Source organism: Larkinella terrae (assembly GCF_009668025.1).
GTDB lineage: Bacteria > Bacteroidota > Bacteroidia > Cytophagales > Spirosomataceae > Larkinella > Larkinella terrae.
The window spans coordinates 360,758-384,423 of record NZ_WJXZ01000014.1 but is presented as its reverse complement, the minus strand read 5'-3'; the positions used below and the strand labels follow the sequence as shown (position 1 = coordinate 384,423).

General features: G+C 52.5%; 12 protein-coding genes. 1 reads left to right on the top strand and 11 read right to left on the bottom strand.

The genetic code is table 11. The features are described from left to right. Positions 1-117: 117 nt before the first annotated feature. From GJJ30_RS23480 to GJJ30_RS32415, 6 genes are all read right to left on the bottom strand, one after another. Positions 118-1,158, bottom strand: a complete 1,041-nt coding sequence (locus tag GJJ30_RS23480) for a DUF4097 family beta strand repeat-containing protein (RefSeq protein WP_154177630.1) — start codon at positions 1,156-1,158, stop codon at positions 118-120. Between the two features lie 296 nt (positions 1,159-1,454). Next, complete coding sequence (locus GJJ30_RS23475) at positions 1,455-3,881, bottom strand: ABC transporter permease (protein ID WP_154177629.1); 2,427 nt, start codon at positions 3,879-3,881, stop codon at positions 1,455-1,457. A gap of 90 nt (positions 3,882-3,971) precedes the next feature. Next, entirely contained in the window at positions 3,972-6,365 is a 2,394-nt protein-coding gene (locus tag GJJ30_RS23470; RefSeq protein ID WP_154177628.1) for an FtsX-like permease family protein, read from the bottom strand. Between the two features lie 81 nt (positions 6,366-6,446). Next, positions 6,447-8,831, bottom strand: a complete 2,385-nt coding sequence (locus tag GJJ30_RS23465) for an ABC transporter permease (RefSeq protein ID WP_154177627.1) — start codon at positions 8,829-8,831, stop codon at positions 6,447-6,449. Between the two features lie 344 nt (positions 8,832-9,175). Beyond that, entirely contained in the window at positions 9,176-10,735 is a 1,560-nt protein-coding gene (locus GJJ30_RS32420; RefSeq protein WP_229313378.1) for an FtsX-like permease family protein, read from the bottom strand. Positions 10,736-10,754: 19 nt separating this feature from the next. Beyond that, on the bottom strand, positions 10,755-11,594 hold the full coding sequence (locus GJJ30_RS32415) for an ABC transporter permease (protein WP_229313376.1): 840 nt from the start codon (positions 11,592-11,594) through the stop codon (positions 10,755-10,757). Positions 11,595-11,904: 310 nt separating this feature from the next. Between GJJ30_RS32415 and GJJ30_RS23455 the strand changes: the two genes are divergently transcribed. Then, on the top strand, positions 11,905-12,522 hold the full coding sequence (locus GJJ30_RS23455) for a hypothetical protein (protein ID WP_154177626.1): 618 nt from the start codon (positions 11,905-11,907) through the stop codon (positions 12,520-12,522). A 20-nt stretch (positions 12,523-12,542) separates the two neighbouring features. On the opposite strand, the gene GJJ30_RS23450 is transcribed toward GJJ30_RS23455, so the two are convergent. The 5 genes from GJJ30_RS23450 to GJJ30_RS23430 all read right to left on the bottom strand — a co-directional run bounded on the left by GJJ30_RS23450 (position 12,543) and on the right by GJJ30_RS23430 (position 23,645). Beyond that, complete coding sequence (locus tag GJJ30_RS23450) at positions 12,543-15,149, bottom strand: ABC transporter permease (protein WP_154177625.1); 2,607 nt, start codon at positions 15,147-15,149, stop codon at positions 12,543-12,545. A gap of 86 nt (positions 15,150-15,235) precedes the next feature. Then, positions 15,236-17,863 carry an ABC transporter permease gene (locus GJJ30_RS23445; RefSeq protein ID WP_154177624.1) on the bottom strand — a complete coding sequence of 876 codons (2,628 nt, stop codon included), beginning with the start codon at positions 17,861-17,863 and terminating at the stop codon, positions 15,236-15,238. Positions 17,864-17,949: 86 nt separating this feature from the next. After that, positions 17,950-20,580 (bottom strand): ABC transporter permease, encoded by a 2,631-nt coding sequence (locus GJJ30_RS23440; protein WP_154177623.1) that lies wholly within the window; start codon positions 20,578-20,580, stop codon positions 17,950-17,952. A gap of 72 nt (positions 20,581-20,652) precedes the next feature. Next, entirely contained in the window at positions 20,653-23,301 is a 2,649-nt protein-coding gene (locus tag GJJ30_RS23435; protein WP_154177622.1) for an ABC transporter permease, read from the bottom strand. 5 nt (positions 23,302-23,306) lie between these two features. Beyond that, positions 23,307-23,645 carry a PadR family transcriptional regulator gene (locus tag GJJ30_RS23430; protein WP_154177621.1) on the bottom strand — a complete coding sequence of 113 codons (339 nt, stop codon included), beginning with the start codon at positions 23,643-23,645 and terminating at the stop codon, positions 23,307-23,309. Between the last annotated feature and the right edge of the window lie 21 nt (positions 23,646-23,666).

Genomic DNA, 23,666 nt, shown 5'->3' with positions numbered 1-23,666 from the left:
TGTCCGTCACCGGACACTCTTTTGTTCACAAACGGACAGGAAAAGGAGTTATGAATTAAGCGTTATGAGTGAAGAGTTAAACGCGTCAGCCAACTCTTCACTCATAACGCTTAACTCTTACCTGTTTACGTGTACACTCCCGCTACCGGCGGAAATGCGGACGGGCACACCGCCACCGTTCAGACGACCCCGAACGCGGTCTTTTTCAACGGTTCCGTCGAACTTGCTCAGGGGAATATCCACCCGGTTTCCAGACAGATCCAGGTCAATGCCCTGATCGAGTGGCATTTTGACATTTACGCTGCCCGGACCACCCGACAGCCGGACGTATTCGCCCAGTTTCGTGATTTCAACATCCATGCCCCCACCGCTGGTGCTGGCTTCGACGCTGCCCGAAATGCCGGACAACCGAACCGAACCTCCACTCGTACCGGCTACCAATTCGCCTTTGACGCCGTCACCTCTGACGCTGCCGCCACTGGTGCGGGCGTTGACTTTACCGCTCAGATTGGTCAGGTTGACACTGCCACCGGAGGTCCGCAGATCCAGGTTGCCATCCGAATCTTCGGCGTGGATCGAACCGCCACTGGTCGACAGATCGATATCTTTGCGGCACCGATCGAGGTGAATGCTGCCACCCGACGTCCGGCCTTTGATCAGACCTTCCACGCCGGTCAGGTGCAGGCTTCCTCCGCTGGTCGCGAAGTTCTGGCTACCTACCAGATTGCTCAGGCGAATGCTGCCACCGCTGGTGTGCAGATCGGTTGCAAAGTTTTTGGGGGTGTACACCTTAAACGAAATATTGATCGATCGTTTCCAATCCCAGTCGTCGTTCTTTCTCCGCTTGGCGGTTGCGATGACTGTATTGTTTTCGACGCCCAGTTTGATTTCGTATTCTTTCAGTCGTTCTTCGATTTCGTCTTTGGAAAGTTTATTACTCGGCCAGTTGTTGCCCCGCACGTACATTTCTACCTTCACGCCACTCGACTGACTCCCTTCTACCGAGATGCTGCCGCCGGACGTTTCCACCCGGACGTTATTCAGACTGCCGTTGAAATTTTTGGTTTCGTAAGGGGTTTCGTCTTTGTCCTGAGCTAGGGTATTGAAAGAGATGGCGAGTGCTCCGAGAGCGGTTAACAGGAAAGATGAACGTTTCATGGTATTTGTGTTGTGAGATTGAGAGAGAGTTTGCCGGAAAGATGCAGAATAGGTAGGTTAAGTTGCACCAGTTCCGTTTTAGAGCTTTGCAAATAACAGGCCATAAGCCGTAATACGCTATTTTTCAACAAGTTACTAGTAATTGATTTTCTAAAATTGTCCGGGAACGGACGGACCGTCTTGAACTGGGATTACAAGGATTAAAACGGTCCGCCGTAGCGGGATTAAGAGGATAAAATTGATTGCGTAGCAATCCTGGTTAATTCTTGAATCTGCGTAATCCCAGTTCAGAATCTTTACTCGGCTTTTAACGATTTCACCGGATTGGTCAGAGCGGCTTTGATGGACTGGAACGAAACCGTTGCGAACGCAATCAGAATGGCAACCAGGCCCGCCAGCACGAAAACCCACCACGGAACGTCGATTTTATAGGCAAAATCCTGCAACCACTGGTTCATGCCGTACCAGGCAATCGGCGTGGCAATCAGGATCGCGATCAGTACCAGGCGCAGAAAATCTTTCGACAACAGACCCACAATGCTGGAGGTGCTGGCGCCCAGCACTTTCCGAACGCCAATTTCCTTCGTCCGCTGTTCGGCCATAAAAGCCGCCAGACCGAACAGGCCCAGACAGGCAATCAGAATCGCCAAAACCGAGAACGTCAGCACAATCTGGCCGACGCGCTGTTCGGCGCGGTACATGGCATCGAAACTGTCTTCCAGAAACGAATAGCTAAACGGCATGCCCGGCGCCATTTGCTCCCATTTTCCTTCAATCTGTTTCACCAAAGCCGGAATATCCTGGTTGCTGAGCCGAAAGGACACGGCTCCCCGGTTAGGATCCATGAACAGAGCAACCGAACCGATGTTCTGCCGCAGCGACTCGAAATGGAAGTTTTTCACCACTCCAATCACGGTGTAAGCCTTGTATTTTTTCCCTTCATTGTCCTGCATTTGCATCACCCGCTTTCCGATGGGGTTTTTAAAACCGAAAACCTTCACGGCGGTTTCGTTCAGAATGACTCCGGTTGAGTCGGAACCAAATTCCCGCGAGAAATTACGGCCCTTCACCAGTTCCATGCCCAGCGTTGGGATGTAATCATAATCGACACCCCATTGCTGCGTCGAAACCGCCCCGCTCTGGTTGATCTCTCCTTCCGGAAACAGCGGACTATCGCTCCGGTTTGAGGGCACCGGCAGATAACCGGATACCGAACCGTTCAGGACACCCGGCAGTTTCAGGACTTCTTCTTTGAACGTCTGCGTCTGATTACCCAGGGCATAAGCTTCGTTGATGGTCAGCACCTGATCGCGGTTGAAACCCACTTTGGTCGTCTGAATAAAATTGATCTGGCGATAGACCACCATCGCGCCAACGATCAGAATCACGGACATCATAAACTGGAAAACCACCAGACCGCTCCGCAAACCAGCGCTTTTCAACCCCAGATTAATTTTTCCCTTGAGCACGCTGATCGGCCGGAACGACGACAGGAAAAAAGCCGGGTAGCTGCCCGCCAGCAGTCCAACCACCAGCGGCAAAAGAAGCAAAATCGGTAGGAACTGCGGAACAAACAGGTTGCTGATCGTCAGTTGTTTGGTCGAAATGTCGTTGAAGAACGGGATGGCCAGTTGAACGATCACCAGCGCCAGGACCATCGACAAAACCGTCAGTAGAATCGATTCGGTCATGAACTGCCCGACCAGTTGATGCTGCACAGAGCCCAGCACTTTCCGAACGCCCACTTCCTTCGCCCGGTTTGCCGAGCGCGCCGTCGACAGATTCATGAAGTTGATGCAGGCAATGAGCAGGATAAAAACCGCTACCGCCGAGAACGCGTACACGTACTGAATGTCGCTGTTGGGAGCCAGTTCGATGTTCTGTTTCGAATGCAGGTGAATGTCGGTCAGCGGAATAAACGAGTAGTCGATCCGGTTTCCGGCTTTCCGAAACTCGTTCATCGTTGTTCCAATAAACTGAAACGCCTGCGGCCCGACGTATTTCTGAATGATGGTTTCAAAATTCTTGCTAAACTGTTTTGGATCAACGCCATCTTTCAGGAGAATATAGGTTTGGTGGTTATTGCTAAGCCATCTTCCCCACTCATAATTGTCGCTCCGCATGCAGAGGAAAAAATCGGTGCGGAAATGGGAGTTGGTCGGCATGTCGCGCATAACGCCCGTCACCCGGAAGGTCAGCCGATTGTCGAACAGCAGCGTTTTTCCCATCGGGTTCTGGTTGCCGAAGTGACGCCGGGCCGCCGATTCGCTGATCACCACGGTATTCGGTTCCACCAGCGCCCGTTTCGGGTTACCGTGTACCAGCGGCAGCGTAAACACATCGAATAGCGTGGAATCGGCAAAAAGGATATCACTTTCCCGCAGGCTATTCGCTTTCCCCGTCTGCTTGACGAGCCAGGTTCCCCGGCCGTGCAGCCGGACGAAGTTCTCCACCTGCGGATAATCCTTCAGCAAGGTTGGCCCCATCGGATCGGGCGAAACCGCCATGTGCATGTCGTTGCCGCCAAACTTGATGTCGGAATTGATCCGATAAATCCGGTTGGCTTTTTCGTGAAACCGGTCGTAGCTCAATTCATCGACGACGTAGAGCGTAATCAGCAGGCAACAGGCCAGGCCCATCGCCAGCCCCAGGATGTTGATAAATGCAAACCCGCGCTGCTTGCGGAGGTTTCGTAAGGCGATTTTGAGGTAGTTTTTTAGCATATTCTTTCGAATGAACAATTAACAATGAAAAATGAACAGAGTAACCTGCCGACTTTCATTGTCCAATGTTCATTGTTAATTGTTCATTATTCATTCTGAGCGTAGCGAAGTAACCGGATTCGTATTGACGGCTTTGAAAACCTGGAGATTGACGGTGATTAGCGTAACCAGAACCGCAGCAACGCCAGCGACGGCAAACAGAAGTGCGCTTTGGTCGGTGCGGTAGGCAAAACCGTCGAGCCAGCGATTCATCAGGTACCACGCCAGCGGACTGGCAATCACGAAGGCAATCACAACCAGCTTGATGAATTCGCGGGATAGTAGGTACAGCAGCGACCCGGTTTCGGCGCCCAGCACCCGGCGAATCCCAATCTCTTTCCGGCGTTGCTCGGCCGTAAAAGCCGCCAGCCCGAACAGGCCCAACACCGCAATGAACAGCGCTAAAACCGTAAAATGGCTGAACATCGTTGCAAACGCCTGTTCGCTGCGGTAGAGTTTCCCGAAATCCGCATCCAGAAAACTGTATTCGTACGGCGTTTCCGGGTTAATCTGCTTCCAGGTTTTCTCGATAAACGCCAGCGTTTCGGGCGCGTTGGCGATATTGATTTTGACAGCGAGCTGGTTATTGTTTTTGTTATACAGCATGAACAACGGCTCCACCTTGTGCCGAATCGTGGCAAAATGGAAATCTTTGACCAGACCAATCACGGTGTAGGGCGTCGCATCGGTTGGGTTGGGGCCGGACGGCAGTCTAACAATTTTCCCGATCGGCTCTTTCCAGCCCAGCATCTTCGCCATTTCTTCGTTGATCACCATCGACGAAGCTGAATCGGCCGGAAAATCCAGTGAGAAATTGCGACCTTTCAGGATGTGCATACCCATCGTCGGCACAAACGATTCATCGACGGCCATCACGCTGGCGATGTAATTCGTGGTCGACGGTTTTCCTTCCGGCACAAAGGTCGTGCGGCCCAATTGCTGCCCCATTCGGTTGCTGGTGGTGCCGGTGCCAATTACATTCGGATTCTGCTTTAGTTCGGCCTGAAATGTCCGCGCGCGCTGAATGGCCAGTTGTCCTTTGAACGGAACGGAAATGATCTGCTCGCGACTAAATCCGAGGTCTTTGTTCTGAATGTAGCGCATCTGCCGGAAAACTACGCCCGTGCCGACCATCAGCGCAATGGAAATCGTGAACTGAATCACCACCAGCGACTGCCGGAGCGGAATACCGCTGTTGGTATTTTTGAAAGCGCCTTTCAGCACCACGACCGGCCGAAATTTCGACAGCACAAAAGCCGGATAACTACCGGCCACTAAGCCAATTATCAGCACAAAACCGGTTATCCCCAGAATCGCTTCGGGCGTCAGCAGTTTGACCAGATTGGCGTTTCGCTGGTAAATGTTGTTCAAGACCGGCAACAAAACCACCGCCAGCCCAACCGCCAGAACCGCTGAAATGGCCGTCACGACGATGGATTCCAGCAAGTGCTGCCAGATCAGCTGCGTTCGCACGGCCCCGGCCACTTTCCGCAAACCGACTTCCTTGGCCCGCCCGGTGGCGTGGGCCGTTACCAGATTCATGAAGTTGACGGCGGCCAGTAACACCACCAGCAGCGCAATCGTGCCCAGAACGTACAGGTTGGCCGCATCGGTTTTGTTTGTATTGTGTTCGAACAGAATTTCGCCCGAATTGAGGTGAACGTCTTTCAGGTACTGCAGAGTCGGGACAAAAAAGGCGTAGCCCTGGTTTTTATCGGCCACCTGTTTCAGTTTCGGAATAATCGTGTTCAGATCGCGGGCCCGATCGAGCAACAGATAGCTGTAGACGCTGATGCCGTTGAAGGAAGTCAGAAACCGGGCGTAATTCGTATCACCCTGCGCGGGCACCATCGACCGCAGCATGTCGAACCGCAGGTGCGAATTAGTCGGCGGATCGGCCATAACGGCTTTCACTTTGAAGTTTTGCGTGCCCGACTGAATGGTTTTGCCGACCGGATTTTCACCGGCAAACAGCTTTTTCGCCAGCGTTTCGGTCAGCACCACGGTTTGCGGTTCGTCCAGAATGCCTTCCGACGGCCCGGTCAGTACTTTATAATCAAAGATTTCGAAGAAAGAGCTTTCGGTGCGGAACGTTCCTTCGGAACTAATCAGGTTATCGCCCACTTTCAGCGGCACCCGCCCCTGCTCCGAAATCCGGACGCTATTGACCACTTCGGGCAGGTCGCGCGTGATGGCCGGGGCCAAACCGGGATAGCTCACTCCCACCAGCTTGCTCTTGACGCCCTCGGCCTGATCGATGGTCAGCACCCGCACAATCCGGTCTTTTTTGGTATTAAAACCGTCGTACGAGAAATCTTCGTAGACAAACAAAGCGATCAAAATGCCAGCCGCGAGGCCCACGGCTAGTCCGGCAATTTTGATCACGGAATAAAACCGGTTTTTGGTCAAATTCCGTAAAGCGATTTTGAGGTAGTTTTTTAGCATGGGGCAGAGGGAGCGGGGCAGAGGGAGCGGGGCAGGGGTTTATTTATTTGCCCTCTGCCCTCACCCCTATGCCCCCGCCATTTATTCCGAACGAAGTGACTTCACCGGATTGGCGATGGCGGCTTTGACGGACTGATACACGACAGTGATCCAGCAGATCAGGAGCGTAATGACACAGGCGGCAACAAATATTCCGACGCCAATGCTCGTTTTGTACGGAAAATGCTGCAGCCAGCGATCCATCGAGTACCAGGCAACCGGAATCGCGATGGGAAACGAGAACAATACCAGTTTCGTAAAGTCTTTCGAGAGCAGCATCACCACGCTCGACACCGACGCGCCCATCACCTTCCGGACGCCAATTTCCTTGACACGCTGTTCGGTCGTAAAGGTCGCCAGTCCGAACAGACCCAGACAGGCAATCAGGATGGTCAGGGCGGAGAACGCCGTGAAAATCCGGCCACGCAGCTCATCCGCGCGGTAGGCCGATTCGAAATCCTGGTCCAGAAACCGGTATTCGAACAACTTATCCGGGTAAGTTTCGCGCCATTTCTGACCGATAAACTCAATCGCTTTGTCGGCGTTTTTCGCATCGATCTTAATGTGGATCACGCCGTTATTCGGCCGGTACAGCATAATCATTGGCTCGATGGGGCTGTAGAGCGACTGCTGGTGAAAATCCTTCACCACGCCCACGACCTTTGCCTCCGGCGGAGCGGGCTGACCCGCCTGCGGTAAGCCCCCCAACACCACTTTTTTGCCGATCGGTTCTTTCCAGCCCATGCGTTTGACGGCAGCCTGATTCACCAGCACGCCATTGGACGTATCGGCCGGAATTTTATCCGAAAAATCGCGCCCGGCCACCACCTTCATCCCCATCGTTTTCAGGAAATCGTGATCGATGCCCATGGGTTTGAAGCCCATTTCTTTCAGCCCGGTATTGGATTCAACGCCAAAAATAATCCGCCCGCCAATGTTGCTCGTGGGCGACGAAGCCGTGGCCACACTGCGGATGTTCGGATTGGCCATCAAGCTGTTGCGCAGCAGGTTATAGCGATCCCGGGGTTGACCGTTCTGGTAATCAATCGTCAACACCTGTTCGCGGTTGTAGCCCATATCCTTGTCCCGCATGTAATTCAACTGCTCGTAGACGATCCAGGTGCAAATCAGCATGATGAGCGAAATCGCAAACTGAATCACTACCAGCGTTTTCCGGAAAAAACTGCCGCCTTTGGAATTGAACGAGCCTTTCAAAACCGTTGCCGGTTCAAACGAAGACAGATAAAACGCCGGATAACTGCCGCTGACAAAACCGGTAAACACCACAATTGACAGGGCAATCAGGATAAATTGTGGCCGCAGCAACTCTGAAAAGTGGATTTCCTTGCCCGAAACCGTATTGAAAAATGGCAGCAGTAGGGCCACCAGGATAAAACTTGCCGTCAGCGCCAGCACCGTCATCAACACCGACTCCGTCAGGAACTGCCCCATGAGCGCGCTTCGAAGCGACCCCATCACTTTCCGCAAGCCAACCTCCTTGGATCGTTTGGCCGAGCGGGCGGTGGCGAGATTCATGTAATTAATGCTGGCCAACAGCAACATAAAGAAGGCGACCGCACTGAAAATGTAGACGTAACTGATGTCGCCACCCGCTTCACCGTCCATTTTTGAATGCAGGTGAATGCTCGTCAACGGCTGCAGTCGGTAGGTGATCTTGATGCCCATCCGCTTGAAGATCGACGCCATATTTTTGTCGTACAGTTGCGGAAACTTGCTCTCCAGAATTCTCGTATCGAAGTTTTTCTGCAGAACCAGGTAGCTAAGGATATAAAAACCGCCCCAGCCGTCGGCCCGGCGTTGATTCGGGTTCAACGACATCAGCGCGTTGAACGTGAAATGAGAATTTCGGGGTACATCTTCGATCACGCCCGTCACCTGATAGGAGGTCGTATCGTTGGTTTGTAGCGTCTGGCCCAGCGCACTACCTTCTCCGAAAAACTTCCGGGCGGTTTTCTCGGTCAACACCAGGCTGCCGGGACGGGCCAATGCGGTTTTGGGATCACCCTCAATAAATTTATAGGTAAACACGTCGAACACGGTGGAATCGGCCCCGTAGACATCTTCTTCGTAAAACCGCTTCTCACCCTTCCGGAAGGGCACCCGGCCGTTGGAAAAAAACCGCACGTAGTTTTCGACGAACGGATAGTCCTGTTTCAACGATTTCGCCAGCGGAGGCTGCGTGCTCGACCAGTTATTGATTTTGTCCGGCTCGGTGATGTACGAGACGATGCGGTAGATCTGGTCGGCTTTTTTATGGTACCGATCGTAGCTTAACTCATCCGTCACGTAGAGCAGCAGCAACAGACCGCAGGTGACGCCGATGGTCAGTCCCAGAATATTAATCAGGCTGTAGAATTTGTCCTTGAGAATATTCCGCCAGGCAATGGTCAGGTAATTTTTTAGCATAGGATCAGGAAAAAATAGGTTAGGCTGGTTTGAGTCGCTCAACATCTGTGCCGTACCTAAAACTACGCTGATTTACAATGAATTACCAGACCAACCTTTGCTCCTTTGTCCGAAATCGTACAATTCCTGTCCGCAGTTGAACAGCATTGAAGTAAGTAAACCTGTAAGGTTTAAAAAGACCTTACAGGTTTTTTGAGACTATCTAAAATTCAGATTTCCCCTTTCTTCGCTTTGCCCCCAACCCCCTAAAGGGGACTTTTCGCATCTAGTGGCAAAAGCCCCCTTTAGGGGGTTGGGGGCAAACCGGAAAAGGTAAATTTTAAAATTTAGACATAGGGTATTTGCTATTCCGCCCGAAGGGAAGTGACCGGATTCGTGAGTGCGGCTTTGATCGATTGATACGAAACCGTGAGGATTGTAATGCCCGTAACCAGGAGGATCGCCAGCCCGAAAACCCACCACTCCAGCTCAATCCGGTACGTATAATCCTGCAACCACTTGCTCATCAGCCAGCCCGCCAGCGGAGCCGCTACCGCAAAACCCGCCAGAATGAGCAGGCTAAACTCCCGACCAAACAGCCACAGAATTTGCAACATATTGGCACCCAACACTTTCCGAACACCGATTTCTTTCGTTTTCGATTCGGCTAGGAATGCCATCAAACCGTATAAACCCAGGCAACCGATCAGAATGGCGATTACGGAAAAGACCTGTGCAAACACCAGCAGAATGTTTTCGGCGGTGTAAAACCGCTCGAGGATTTGGTCCAGAAACTGATAGGTGAAGACGTTTTCGGGAAACAGTTCATTCCAGGTCGCTTCAACGGTTTTGATCGTTTCGGGCAGGTTGCCCGCGCCCACTTTCAGGGCGGCCATTCGATTGGCCGAAGCCTTTTTGAAAATGACAAGCGGTCCGACGGGCATCCGCAGGGAATTGACGTGAAAATCTTTGACGACCCCCACCACCGTCCGGTCGGCATCCCAGACGTTCAGCCGTTTACCCAGTATCTCGTTCGCCGATTTGAGCCCCAGCCTTTTCACCATCATTTCATTGACAATGACCTCGTTACTGACCGTATCGTTGGAGAAAAAGTTGCGCCCGGCCCGCAGTTTCAGGTCGAATAGCGTCAGGTAACTTTTATCGGCAATTTTGGTCTGGGTTTCAAATTTCTCCGGTTCCGTGCGGGTATCGTACGTAAACGACGACTGGTTGATGTTGCTGGATGCCGGTGGCGCGTTGTCAAAAGCCACCTCTTCAATCGCCCCGATTTGCAGCAGGCGGTTTCGCAACGTCTGCTGTTTGATGGGGTCGGCCGTCGGAAGCGGAACCGTTAAAACCGCATCTTTGGTAAAACCCAGATCGGCCTGCCGCACAAACCGCAGCTGCGACATGATCACGAGCATGCTGATAGTGAACAGAATGGTGATAAAAAACTGCACGACCACCAACCCGCGCCGAACCGAAATTCCGCCAACCTGCGTCGTGCTGACCCGCCCCCGCAGAGCCGCAATCGGATTGAAACCGGACAGGACGATCGACGGATAAAAACCGGCCAGCAGAATTACCAGCAGCACCAGTGCCAGCAACAGCGCCAGTGGTTTGGGTTGTAACAGATCCGTCAGGCCCAGATTGGCGTTAAAAACCGACATTGACAGGTTGATCAGCGGCATGGCCGTCTGCGCCAGTCCCAGCGCCACCACGACCGCAACCACCGTGATCAGGGCGGTTTCGGCCATAAACTGCCCGAACAACTGTACGCGCGTGCTGCCCATCGCCTTCCGAACGCCCACTTCCTTCGACCGCCGAAGCGCCTGGGCCGTGGCCATATTGACGAAGTTGATGCAGGCTGCGACGATCAGGAACAGGCCCACAAACGCCATTGCATACAGGAATTTCTTCTGCATCCGACCCCCGAACTGACCGTTAAAATGCACATCGCTCAACGGCTGTCAACGGCTGCAAGCGGAAATGATACACCCGGGCATCTTCCGAATTATAATATTTTCGGGCAATGGCCGGAAAAACCGCATTTACCGGTTCAACGGCAGCGGTTTCGGGCAGGGTGATATACGTCATTTCTTCACTGTCGAGATCCGGCCAGTTCCGGAGCGACTGCGCCATTTCGTCACTCAAACCGGCCAGCGTACTGTAGGAAATATAGACGTCATCGCCCAGGTTAGTGTTGACCGGATGATCCTTCAAAACACCGGTGACGGTCAGGTTCCACTGGTTATCCAGCCGGAGGACACGACCGATCGGATCGGCATCGCCAAAATATTTTCGGGCGTATTTTTCCGTCAGGACTGCCGAATTCGGCCTCGTCAAACTGGACGAAGGTGAACCGGTTTTCCACTGAAAATCAAAGACGTTGAACAATTCGGGATCGGCAAAACAAATCGCCCGGTCTTCCTGGAATTTCTGCTGAAAACCGTCATCGGGACGGGGCAAGCTCAGCATTCCGCTCCGAACGCGCTTGATCCGGGCTGCGGTTTCGATCAGCGGATAATCCCGGCGCAGGACTTCGGCCAGCGCCTTGGGCGTTCCCCGGTTGTAAGAAACGATTTCGTGCCGGAGTTCCGTGACGATGCGGTACGTCCGGTCGGCTTTCCGGTGGTACTGATCAAAACCCAGTTGAAAATTCACCACCAGAAAAATCAGAATCCCGCACGCCAGCCCCACCGCCAAACCGGTGATGTTCAACAGGCTGTAGGTGCGATACCGGCGCAAAGTGCGGAGCGTGACGGTCAGATAGTTGCGGATCATGGTTTTTGATGAACAATGGAGAATGAACGCCGGGCGGTCCCGAATGAAAAGAGTAATCTGCTGCCTTCCACTGATTTCGTTTTGTTACTCTTTCAACGGTATCGGACAAATGAAGTGCCAGTCAGGCAAAAACGCGCTAAATACGCAATAGAAGTCGATTTTGAAAATTGCACAGACAATTCCTGTCCGCTTTTGGACAACGAATGAATCAAAACCGGACAGGGAGAAAATAAATGGAATTCGTTAAAATACCTACATTTAAGCAATGCCGGACTGGCTCTTCTGAACGACTTGTTCCTACCCGAAACCAATGGAAGAAACGCACAATAATGCCGTATCGGAGACATACCGCAAATACCTCATCAAGGTTAAACTAAATGAGGCATTCTACTACATGATGTGGGGTACGGATATGGCGGACAGCGAGCAGCAGGACAAGCTCCTGCTCGATCCGGAAAACCGGATTCTGCTGTTTTCTCGGATCGATCAAATTGCCGATTTCATTGCCGCGAATTCTATTTCCGTGTTTGATGAAAGCAATTTTCATCCGTGGCTTGCCGCATTAACCGGATCGGATGCCTATACCGCCTACGATCTTGATTACCTTCAAACACTCTTGAGTAGTGCCTTAAAAGAGGAACAGATTCTACAAAATCCGGATATAACCAGCGAATTGATTGGTTTTTTTAATCTTTACGGGGATTATGCATATCAGCTTGAAGAGGATTTTCTTTTTAAACCGTACCGAAAACCACAACTCCAGTTGTTCTTCGATTATTGTTACGACACGTTTTTCTGGTCTATTCCTCCGGACAAATTGACGCGTCGACAGGCGGCTATCAAATCAAAATTCCGGTTTTCCAAATTCAAAACCGACATGCTCCGTCTGCTGACGATTTTCATTTCCCGCTGCCGCTTGATTACCTAAAAACCGCCTGGCAGGTTTCGTTACTCCGACCGCAGCGACTTCACCGGATTCATCAGCGCGGCTTTGATGCTCTGGAAACTGACCGTCAGCAACGTAATTGCCAGTGCGCCGATGCCGGATGCGGCAAAAATCCACCAGGAGATGTCGGTGCGGTATTGGTAATGGCGGAGCCAGTCGCTGAGGGAATAATAGGCGATGGGCGTCGCAATGCCGAAACCGATCAACACCAGAAACACAAAGTCTTTCGATAGTAATCCCCAGAGATTCAGCACCGAAGCACCCAGCACTTTGCGAACGCCAATCTCTTTGGTGCGCTGCTCAGCCATGAACGACGCCAGCCCGAATAGTCCCAGACAACTGATAAAAATGGCCAGGATGGCAAACAGGGTCGCGAGTTTGCCGATCCGTTCTTCAGCGCGGAATTTCTGATCGTATTCGTCGCTCATGAATTTATAATCGAAAGGGCCGCCGGGGTTGTATTTCCGGAAAACCGGTTCGATTTTATCCAGCGCTTCGCGGGCGCTCAGTTGCGGATTAAGCCGGATCGTAATGAAATTCGTCCAGGTGTAATTCAGCCGGAAAACCGTCTGCTTAACAGGTTCAAAGGGTGAATCCGTCACCAGATCCTTGACCACGCCAATGATGGTGTACATTTCTTCGCCCCATTTGACCCGCTCACCGATTGGTTTCTTTAGTCCCATGTACTTGATCGCGCTTTCGTTCATGATCAGCCCGACCGAATCGGTGGAGAACGCCCGCGAAAAATCGCGCCCTTCCTTAATCTGCCAGCCGACGGTTTTGCCAAAATCGTGCGTGCAGGTTACCACGTTAAAATCGACCGGCCGATTGGGGTCCCGCCCTTTCCAGTCCAGCCGACTGTCGCTCGAGTAAACGCCGGAAGTCGTGTTGTTGGATTCGGCTACATGCTGAACAGCACCGGTTTGCAGTAATTCCGTATGGATAATCGGGTAATTCGTCATCAGATCCGGCGTATTCATCCGAACCGTCACCATCCCGTTCCGATCAAATCCCAGCGGGCGGTTTTTGGCGTACTGAATCTGGCGAAAAACGATGATGGTTCCGATGATCAGCGTAACCGAAACCGTAAACTGCATCACCACCAATACCTTTCGTGGCAATGACGCAAACCGCCCGACCCGAAACGTGCCTTTCAGCACTTTCACGGGTTGAAAACCGGACAGATAAAAAGCGGGATAACTGCCTGCTACCAAACCGGTAATCAGGCTAAAACCGATGCCAATGGCCCAGAACAGCGGATTATCCCATAAAATCCCCATGGTTTTGTCGGCGATTTCGTTGAATGCCGGTAGCGTCAGTTGAACCAGCAGCAGAGCCAGCGCGAAGGCAAAAAATACGACCAGAAACGATTCGCCAAAAAACTGGCTCACCAGCTGGCTGCGAACCGACCCCACGGCTTTGCGAATCCCGACTTCTTTGGCGCGCTTCTCCGACCGGGCCGTGCTGAGATTCATGAAGTTGATGCAGGCCAGCAATAGCACAAAACCGCCGATAATTCCGAACAGCCAGACAAACTGAATACGCCCCCGAACCGGAATTCCGTTTTCCCATTCCGAATACAAATGCCAGCGGCTCATCGGATGCAGGAACGCCCTGGGATTGTATTTAGCCTCGTCTTTGGCGTGCCTTGCCTTCACGGATTCAATTTTGGCCGAAACCTGGTCCAGATTGGTGTTGGGTGCCATTTCGACGAATAGCTGAAACGCATTGACACTCCAGTTATCCTCACTGCGTTTTACCCACTCCTGATCGGCCACGAACTGCGCCCACGGCAGCAAATAAGCCATGTCGCGGAACTCCGAATTGGTCGAAAAATCGTCGTAAACCCCAGCCACTTTAACGGCTACTTTATTGTTGACTTTGACGATCTGGTTAATCGGATCGGTTTTGCCAAACAACGCATCCGCCACCGAGGCCGATAGCAAAATGGACGCCGGGTCGTTCAGTCCGCTGCGGATTCCCCGCTGCATGGGCAACGACAGCATCTCCGTAAACCCCGGTTCTACGTAACTGCCCCGTTTGGTGAACTGGCTTGTGCCGTGCGCCAGAATCTGCTCCCCGCTTGAATGCGCGAGAATCACGCGGCTGAAATCACTGCCGTAGTCGTTCTTCAGAGCTGTACTCAACGGAATAGGCACCCATTCGCTCGTCGTTGTCATCCCATCTACGGTTTGGTGCAGCATGGGTTTGGCAATCCGGGCGTAGTTCGGGACGGTTTTATCAAAAGAAAGTTCGTCGTACACCCACAGGCCAATCAGCATGGCTACGGCCATGCCGACTGCCAGTCCGCCAATGTTGATGAACGAATAAGCCTTATTTCTGGTCAGGTTTCGAAAAGCAATTTTCAGATAGTTGCGTAACATAGCAGGACTCAGGAAATGGTTTATTGAATCATCTTTTTTTCGGCGGGCCAGGGGCCTCAACAGTTTCAGCACACTCCAACCGTACCGCCAGCGGGCTTTGCGCTCCCCCACGGTTTTCACCCAATACGCATACAGTTCGAGCAAATCACCCTGCACTTCTTCCAGCGTGTTGGGGTCTCCGAAGCAGGAAAGCAGAAAAGAAAGCCAGCGGGGCGGTTTTGTCATAATGAACAATGAATAATTAACATTGAACGATCCATAACACCATTGATAATCAGCCACTCAACCAATTCACATTCATCGTTAATTGTTCATTCCGACCGCAGCGACTTCACCGGATTCACCAGCGCGGCTTTGATGCTTTGGAAACTAACCGTCAATAAGGTAATGATCAGCGCGCCGATGCCGGATGCGGCAAAAATCCACCAGGAGATGTCGGTGTGGTATTGGTAGTTCCGAAGCCAGTCGCTGAGGGAATAATAGGCGATGGGCGTCGCAATGCCAAAACCGATGAGCACCAGAATCACAAAGTCTTTCGACAGCAATCCCCAGAGATTCAGCACCGAAGCGCCCAGCACTTTGCGAACGCCAATCTCTTTGGTGCGCTGCTCAGCCATGAACGACGCCAGCCCGAATAGCCCCAGACAGGAAATGAAAATGGCCAGACCGGCGAAAACACCCGCCAGTTTGCCGATCCGCTCTTCGGCGGCAAACTTCAGCGCGTATTCCTGATCGGCAAATTTGTAGTCGAAGGGTGCGCTGGGGATGATTTTCTTAAAAACCGCTTCAATTTTGGGCAGCGCTTCCGCCGGACTCATCGCCGGATTGATGCGAATGTTAATCCAGTCGTGGTAGTTTTCCAGAAAGAAAACCGTCGGCACGGTTTTTTCGTAAGGCGACATCGCCACCATGTCTTTGACGACACCTAAAACATTGAAATACTTCGTATTACGCCAACCCGGATTCCAGGCAAGCGCTTCACCGACGGGTTTTTTCAGTCCGATCATTTTGGCAAATGATTCATTGACGACCAGTCCCGACGAATCGGTTGAAAATCTTCGGTCGAAATCCCGGCCTGCCAAAAATTCCCAACCCACGGTTTTACCGTATTCCGGCGTCACCGAGAGTGTACCGCAGCCATTGGGGCAGGGAATTTCTTTTCCTTTCCGGGAAAAACCGGCATTCCACATGGTGATGTTGGCGACCGAGCTGCGGGATTCGGCCACTTCGACCACCGCGCCGGAGTTTTTCAGCTCGGTTCGCAGCACATCAAATTTCCCCGAAAACTCCGCCGTTTTCTTCTGAACCAGCAGCAACCCATCGCGATTGTAACCGATCGGGCGGTTTTTCGCGTATTGAATCTGTCGATAGACGATACTTGTACTGATGATGAGTGTGACCGAAACCGTAAACTGAATCACCACCAGCACCTTGCGCGGCACCGAAGCAAACCGCCCCACGCGAATAACGCCCTTGAGCACTTTGACCGGCTGAAACGACGACAAATACAGGGCCGGGTAGCTACCCGCAACAAAACCGGTCAGCAGCGTGAACCCAAGGCTCGCCAGCCAGAAGGAAGGGTTCGCCCAGGGAACGCTCAACTGCTTGGCAGCAATGGTATTAAACCAAGGCAGCGACAGCGTCGCCAGCAGCAGCGACAGCCCGAAAGCCAGCAGCACCACCAGAAACGATTCGCTAAAAAACTGGCTTACCAGCTGCGTTCGCAACGACCCGACGGATTTACGAATTCCGACCTCTTTGGCGCGTTTTTCCGACCGGGCCGTGCTGAGATTCATGAAGTTGATGCAGGCCAGCAGCAACACAAAAATACCAATCAGGCCAATCAGCCACACCATCTGCACCGGGCCCGTATCATCCATATTGTAATGCCCGTGCAAATGCCAATCCCTCATCGGCAGCAGGTGAATCTGCGGTTGGCGGTCGATCATTTCCTGGCGGCCCTTCAGACTCTTCAGTTTATTCAGTTCAATGTCTTTGATGAGGGCCGAAACCCGATCAAAATCCGCATTGGGTTGAATCTGGGCGTAGATAAACAGGAACCAGTTGTCCCACTGCTGTTCCTTCACCCAGGGATTGACCGAAGTCCATAAGTCAAAGGGAGCCAGAAACTTAATATCGTAAAAACCGGTGTTGTGAGGCAGGTCTTCGTAAACGCCCGTCACTTTCGCGTCCATTTTAGTATTGATCTGGACGGGCTTACCGAGCGGATCAGTTTTGCCAAACAGGGCTTCAGCGGCTGATGCGGACAGTAAGATGGAATGCGGATCGTTCAGCCCCGACCAGGTGCCCCGGATCATTTTCAGACTGAGCATTTCCGGAGCTCCGGCTTCGATAAATTGACCCTTTCTGGTCAGTTTCGTGTCGCCTGTTGCCAGAATATAATCTTCGGGCTGCTGCGAAATCAGAATGTGTTTGAAATAGTTTTGGTAGTTCGCTTTCAGTTCGGTAGCCAGCGGATACGGAAGTGATGTTCCCGAATACCGGTTTCCCTCCTTGCGAATGCCCCGCTCAGTAACCTGGGCAATACTGTCGTAGTTTTTGTGGTAGGTATTGAACGACAGTTCGTCGTAAATCCACAGACCATTGAGAATGGCCACGGCCATGCCCACCGCCAGTCCGCCAATGTTGATGAACGAATAAGCCTTGTTTCTGGTCAGGTTTCGAAAAGCAATTTTCAGATAGTTGTGTAACATAGCGGGACTCAGGAAATGGGTTATTGAATCAGTTTCGTTTCGGCGGGCCAGGGGTCGCAACAATTTCAACACACTCAGGCCATACCGCCAGCGAGCTTTGCGCTCCCCCACGGTTTCGACCCAATACGCATACAGTTCGAGCAGGTCGCCCTGCACTTCTTCCAGCGTGTTGGGGTCGCCGAAGCAGGAAAGCAGAAAGGAAAGCCAGCGGGGCGGTTTTGTCATAATGAACAATGAATAATTAACAATGAACGGCCCATAACACCATTGATAATCAACCACTCAACCAATTCACATTCATTGTTAATTGTTCATTCCGACCGCAGCGACTTCACCGGATTCATCAGCGCGGCTTTCACGCTTTGGAACGAAACCGTCAGCAGGGCAATGGCGGCCATCAATAAACCGGTTAGCGCAAAAATCCACCACTGGATTTCAATCTTGAACTCGAAATTCCGGAGCCACTCGCTCATCGCGTACCAGGCAATCGGCGACGCCAGCACAACGGCGATCAGCACCAGTTTCAGGAAATCCCGGCTCAGCAACCCGATGATGCTGCCCACCGACGCGCCCAGCACTTTGCGGACGCCGATCTCTTTCGTCCGCTGTTCGGCGGTGAACGTCGCCAGACCGAACAGACCGAGGCAGGCAATCAAAACCGCTAAAAAGGTCGATACTTCGATCAGTTTCGCCGTCCGGGTTTCCGACTGGTAGGCCTGTTTCAGTGTTTCGTCCAGAAAACTGTAGTCAAAAACCTGATTCGGGAACGTGGCGGTCCAGGCTTCTTCGATGCGCGCCAAGGCCGCCTGAATCGTCTCGGCGGTCGGTTTTTCGCTTTGTAATTTGATACCGGCCTGGTAAAAATTATTCGGGACAACCTGTATCACCGTCGGATCGATTTTCTGGTGCAGGGAATTGACATTAAAGTTTTTCACAACCCCAACAATCGTTGCAAACTCCTTACCATCACCGTAATACACCTTTTCCCCAATGGCATCGGCCGGGTGTTTGATGCCGATCCGGTCCAGGAATATTTCATTGGCCAGGAGTTTAAACGAGGTGGAAGAGGTATCGGAATCCCTGAGTTTCTCGCCGGCCAGCAACTGAATGCCGTAGGTATCCAGAAAACGGGAGTCGCCCATTTTCATCTGGGTCTTGACGTCGATGGCTTCGGCACCCTTGCGGTATTGCATGCTCTGCATCCAGTTGCTTTCGGCCGATGCGCTGTTGAACGAAAAGCTCACGTCTTTTATCTGCGGAAGTTCCGCCAACTGGTTCCGAAACGTTTGCAGTTTTTCGGGCTTATTGTTGGGCAATCCGACGGTAATGATGGCTTCTTTGTTGAAACCCAGATCCGCTTTCTGGAAAAAGGTGAGCTGCTGGTTGATGAGCATCGCACAGCTAATGAGAATCAGTGAAACCGTAAACTGCACGACCACCAGCCCCTGTCGCAGTGAAAACCAGGGTCTTCCCTGCGCCAGCGTGTTGTTTTTCAGCGCCCAGATCGGCTCCATGCCCGACAGCCGGAACGCCGGATAAACGCCCGCCAGCAAGGTGGTCAGGCCCGCCAGCGCGACGGTAAACAAACCCGTCTGCCACGAGAACAAATCGGTGGCGGTGATCGGAACGGCCAGTGCGCCAGCCGCAATCGGCAGAACCAGTTGGGCCAGCAAAACCGCAATCAGAATCGCCAGGCACGTCAGCAAACCGGCTTCGGTCAGAAACTGATACACCAGCGACCAGCGGTTGCTGCCCACCGCCTTCCGGATGCCGACTTCTTTGGCGCGCTTGAATGCCTGTGCGGTGCTGAGGTTAATGAAGTTGAAACAGGCAATCAGCAACACCAGCAAACCGATGAACGACAGCGTTTTGAGCAGGCTTACGTTCGCCGTCCGGCCACTCATGTTCATGCCATAATGCAGGTTGGATACCGAATTCAGAAAAAACCGCTTGTCCGGCAAGGCTTCTTTGCCCATGTATTTTACCACAATTCCCTGAAACCGCTTCGTTAGCGATTCCGGGTCAATACCTTTTTTGAGCAGTACATACACCTGAAAATTGTCGTTCCAGCCGTTCCATCTGTTGAGGTCATAATCCGGATTAACGTTTTTGATCGTGGAGAACGACACCAGCATGTTGAACGGGAAACTGGTCGTAACGGGGTAGTCTTCCAAAATGCCAGCCACCTGCAGGTTTTGCTTGTCATCGAGCCGTATCGTTTTTCCCATCACATCGGTGCTGCCGAAATATTTTTCGGCATACGTCCGGGTTAAAACGATCGTGTTCGGTTGCGACAGAGCGGTTTTGGGATTTCCCGCCAGCCACTGATAATCCAGCAGTTGAAACAACTCATTCCCGGCAAACACGAATTTTTCCTTATACCGGTTTTCGGACGAAGGATCGGCAAACGTGGTCCCTCCAACCTGGAGCAGCGGCACCACCCGTTCCGCTTCGGGCAGGTCGGCGTGCAGGGCGTTGGCCATACCCGTATACGTGCCCGGATACGAATGTTTTTCCTTGATATTTTCGGTTTCTAACCGGTAAATCCGGTCGCCGTTGGCGTAGTGCCGGTCGTAGCTCGTTTCGTGTTTGACCACCAGAAACAACACGACGGTACAAGCCATCCCGACGGCCAGCCCCGTGACGTTGATGAAGGAATATCCCTTGCTTTTGGCAAGGTTTCGAAAGGCGATTTTTACATAATTACGGATCATGACAGGGCTCAATAATGATGTTGAATACTCTTCGTTTCGTTGGGCAAAAGGCCGCATTAACTTCAGGACACTCAGGCCATACCGCCAGCGGGCCTTCCGCTCACCCACAGTTTCGACCCAGTGTGCGTACAGTTCGAGCAGGTCACCCTGCACTTCTTCCAGCGTGTTGGGGTCGCCTAACCGGGAGAGCAGAAGGGAAAGCCAGCGGGGCGGTTTTTGATTTTGCATGGGGGTAAGGGCATGGAGCAGAGGGCGCAGGGCTTAGAGTTCTTTCACCCTATGCCCCAAGCCCAATGCCATTTATTCACTGCGCAGCGACTTCACCGGATTCACCAGCGCGGTTTTGATGCTTTGGAAACTCACGGTGAGCAGCGCGATCAGAACCGCCAGCAAACCCGCCAGGGCGAAAACCCACCACGCGAGATCGATCTTGTAGGCAAAATCCTGCAACCAGCGATTCATGGCGTACCAGGCAATCGGCGTCGCGATCAGGATGGCCACCAGCACCAGTTTCAGGAAATCTTTCGACAGCAGGGCTACGACACTGGCGACGGAAGCGCCGAGCACTTTCCGAACACCGATCTCCTTCGTCCGTTGCTGGGCCGTGAACATCGCCAGCCCGAACAAACCGAGGCACGAAATGATCACCGTCAGTCCGGCAAAAATACCAAACAACTGACTAACAACCTGTTCGGAGCGGTACATCTTGTTAAACCGGTCGTTCAGGAACGAATAAGCAAAGGGATTATCGGTTTGCGCTTTCCATCTCTGCTCCACCATTTTCAGCAATTCCGGCAGGTTTTCAGTGCGAATCCGGAGCGCCATCTGAAAGTTATCGGAGCCGTAAAACATCACCAGTGGCGCAATGTGCTGGTGCATCGACTCGAAGTGGAAGTCTTTCACCACCCCAACGACGGTGAATTTCCGGTGACTGTCCGGGTTGCCATTTCCTATTCGCCAGAGTTGCTGGCCGATCGGTTTTTTCCAACCAAACCGCTTGACAGCCGCTTCGTTGACCAGAATCCCCACGCTATCAGACAGAAAAGCTTTCGAGAAGTTTCGGCCCTGCGCCAGTTTGATGCCCATCGTGGGCAGGTAATCTTCGTCGATGTAATAACTTTTCTCGCGGTAAACCGTCGCCTGCGGGTCGCCGTTGTCGGGCTGAAAACCGTCGGTTCCGTTGTTGGTAGCCCCGGCGGGCAGGTAACCCGCCAGCGTAACGTTCAGCACCGGCGTCAGTTTTTTCAGTTCAGTTTTGAAGGCATTGATCTGTTTGCCAAGCGTGTAGGTATCGTGCAGAATAAGCACCTGATCTTTTTCGAACCCGACTTTTTTGTTCTGGATAAATTGCAGTTGCTGATACACGACCATCGTTCCGATGATCATGCCAATCGAAACCGCAAATTGAATGGTTACCAGCAAGTTGCGCAGCCAGCCGCTCTTAAAACCGGCCCGGATGCTGCCTTTCAGTACGCTGACCGGTTTAAAAGCCGACAGGAAAAAAGCCGGATAACTCCCCGCCAGCAAACCGATGAGCAGGCTGGTCAGCAGGATTCCCGGCAACATCCAGCCGCCGGTTATTTCGCTCAGTCCAAATTCCTTCCCGGTCAGCTGGTTAAAAACCGGCAGAGCGGCCCACACCAGCAACAGCGCCCCGATCAGCGAGAGCATCGTGACCAAAACCGACTCACTCAGAAACTGCCCGATAAGCTGCTTCTGCAGCGAACCCAGCACTTTCCGAATCCCTACTTCTTTGGCCCGGCCCGCCGAACCCGCCGTGGCCAGGTTCATGAAATTGATACAGGCCACCAGCAGAATAAAAACCGCAATGAGGGAAAAAATATAGATGTACTTGATGTCACTGTTGGCCTCGATTTCGCCTTCGTAGTCAGAATGCAGGTGAATGTCGGTAATGGGCTGAAACCGAAACTCGAAACGGTTGCCTTTCTGGTTAAAATCAGACAGACTCATGCCCAGAAGTTGCTGAACTTCAGGACCGACATATTTCTTTATCATCTCCGGCATTTTCACTTCCAGCTGGTGAATCGAATAGCCCGGTTGCAGCACGATATACGTCAGAATGCCGCTCGACAGCCAGGTATCGCGCAACTGAATCGAGCGCAGCGACCCGAACATATCGTAGTGAAAATGGGTGTTGGCGGGAACATCCTGACACACGCCCGTTACCCGAAAAACGCCCCGGTTGCCCAGTTTCAGCGACTGGCCGATGGGGTCCTGTTCGCCAAAATATTTCCGGGCTACGGTTTCTGTCAGGACGATCGTATTCGGCTCCAGCAGGGCGGTTTTCCGGTTTCCTTTCAGCAGCGGGATTGAAAAAACCTCGAAAAAGTTAGAATCAGCAAAAACGACGCGTTCCTCCTTGAAACTGTTCGGCCCCTGTTTGACAATAAACGTCCCGTCCGGTGTCAAACGGGTCAGCATTTCAACGCCCGCGTAGTCGTGCGCCAGCGTCGGGCCCGCCGGTACGCTGACCTGAGCGGCTTTGATCTCTTTTCCGCCAATCTGACCGTAAATAGTCATCCGGTACGTCCGGTCCGATTTAGCGTGATACCGATCGTAGCTCAGTTCGTGGGTCACAAACAGCACAATGAGCAGGCAGGTCGCCATGCCAACGGCCAGCCCGATGATGTTAATGAAGGTAAAGGCTTTGTGAAGAACCAGATTCCGCCAGGCGATTTTCAGATAATTTCGGATCATATCGGGACGCAGGAAAAAGGGGGTTGAAGATTCTGTTTCTTTCCATTTGGCCAGGGGCCGCATTAACTTCAATACACTCAGGCCATACCGCCAGCGGGCTTCGCGCTCGCCCACGGTTTCGGCCCAATACGCGTACAGTTCGAGCAAATCGCCCTGCACTTCCTCGGCGGTTTCGGGATCGCCCCACCATTCCAGCAGTTTTGAAGCCCAGCGGGGCGGATTTTTTTTCATTCCCTTCACCCTCCCATCAATTGCAGGGTCTGCGGAGGAAGCGCATCCCACAATTGTTCGCGAATATTTTTCACCTCCATCAGGGCTTTCCGACCGGCCGTTGTCACCGTAAAAAACCGCTTCCGGCGACCACCGCGCTCGGCCGTCGCTCCGCTCATTTTCGAAGACAGGTAGCCTTTTTCTTCCAGCCGCTGCAGCGTCGTATGCACGGTGCTGAAACCCACCGCCCGACCGGTTTTCTGCTCGATTTCCTGCGTAATGGTAACCCCATACGCGCTCTCGTCCAGAACGGCCACGGTCAGCAGAACCACCTCTTCAAATTCACCCAAAAAAGCCCTTTTCATGATAAAGGTTATTTTATACGA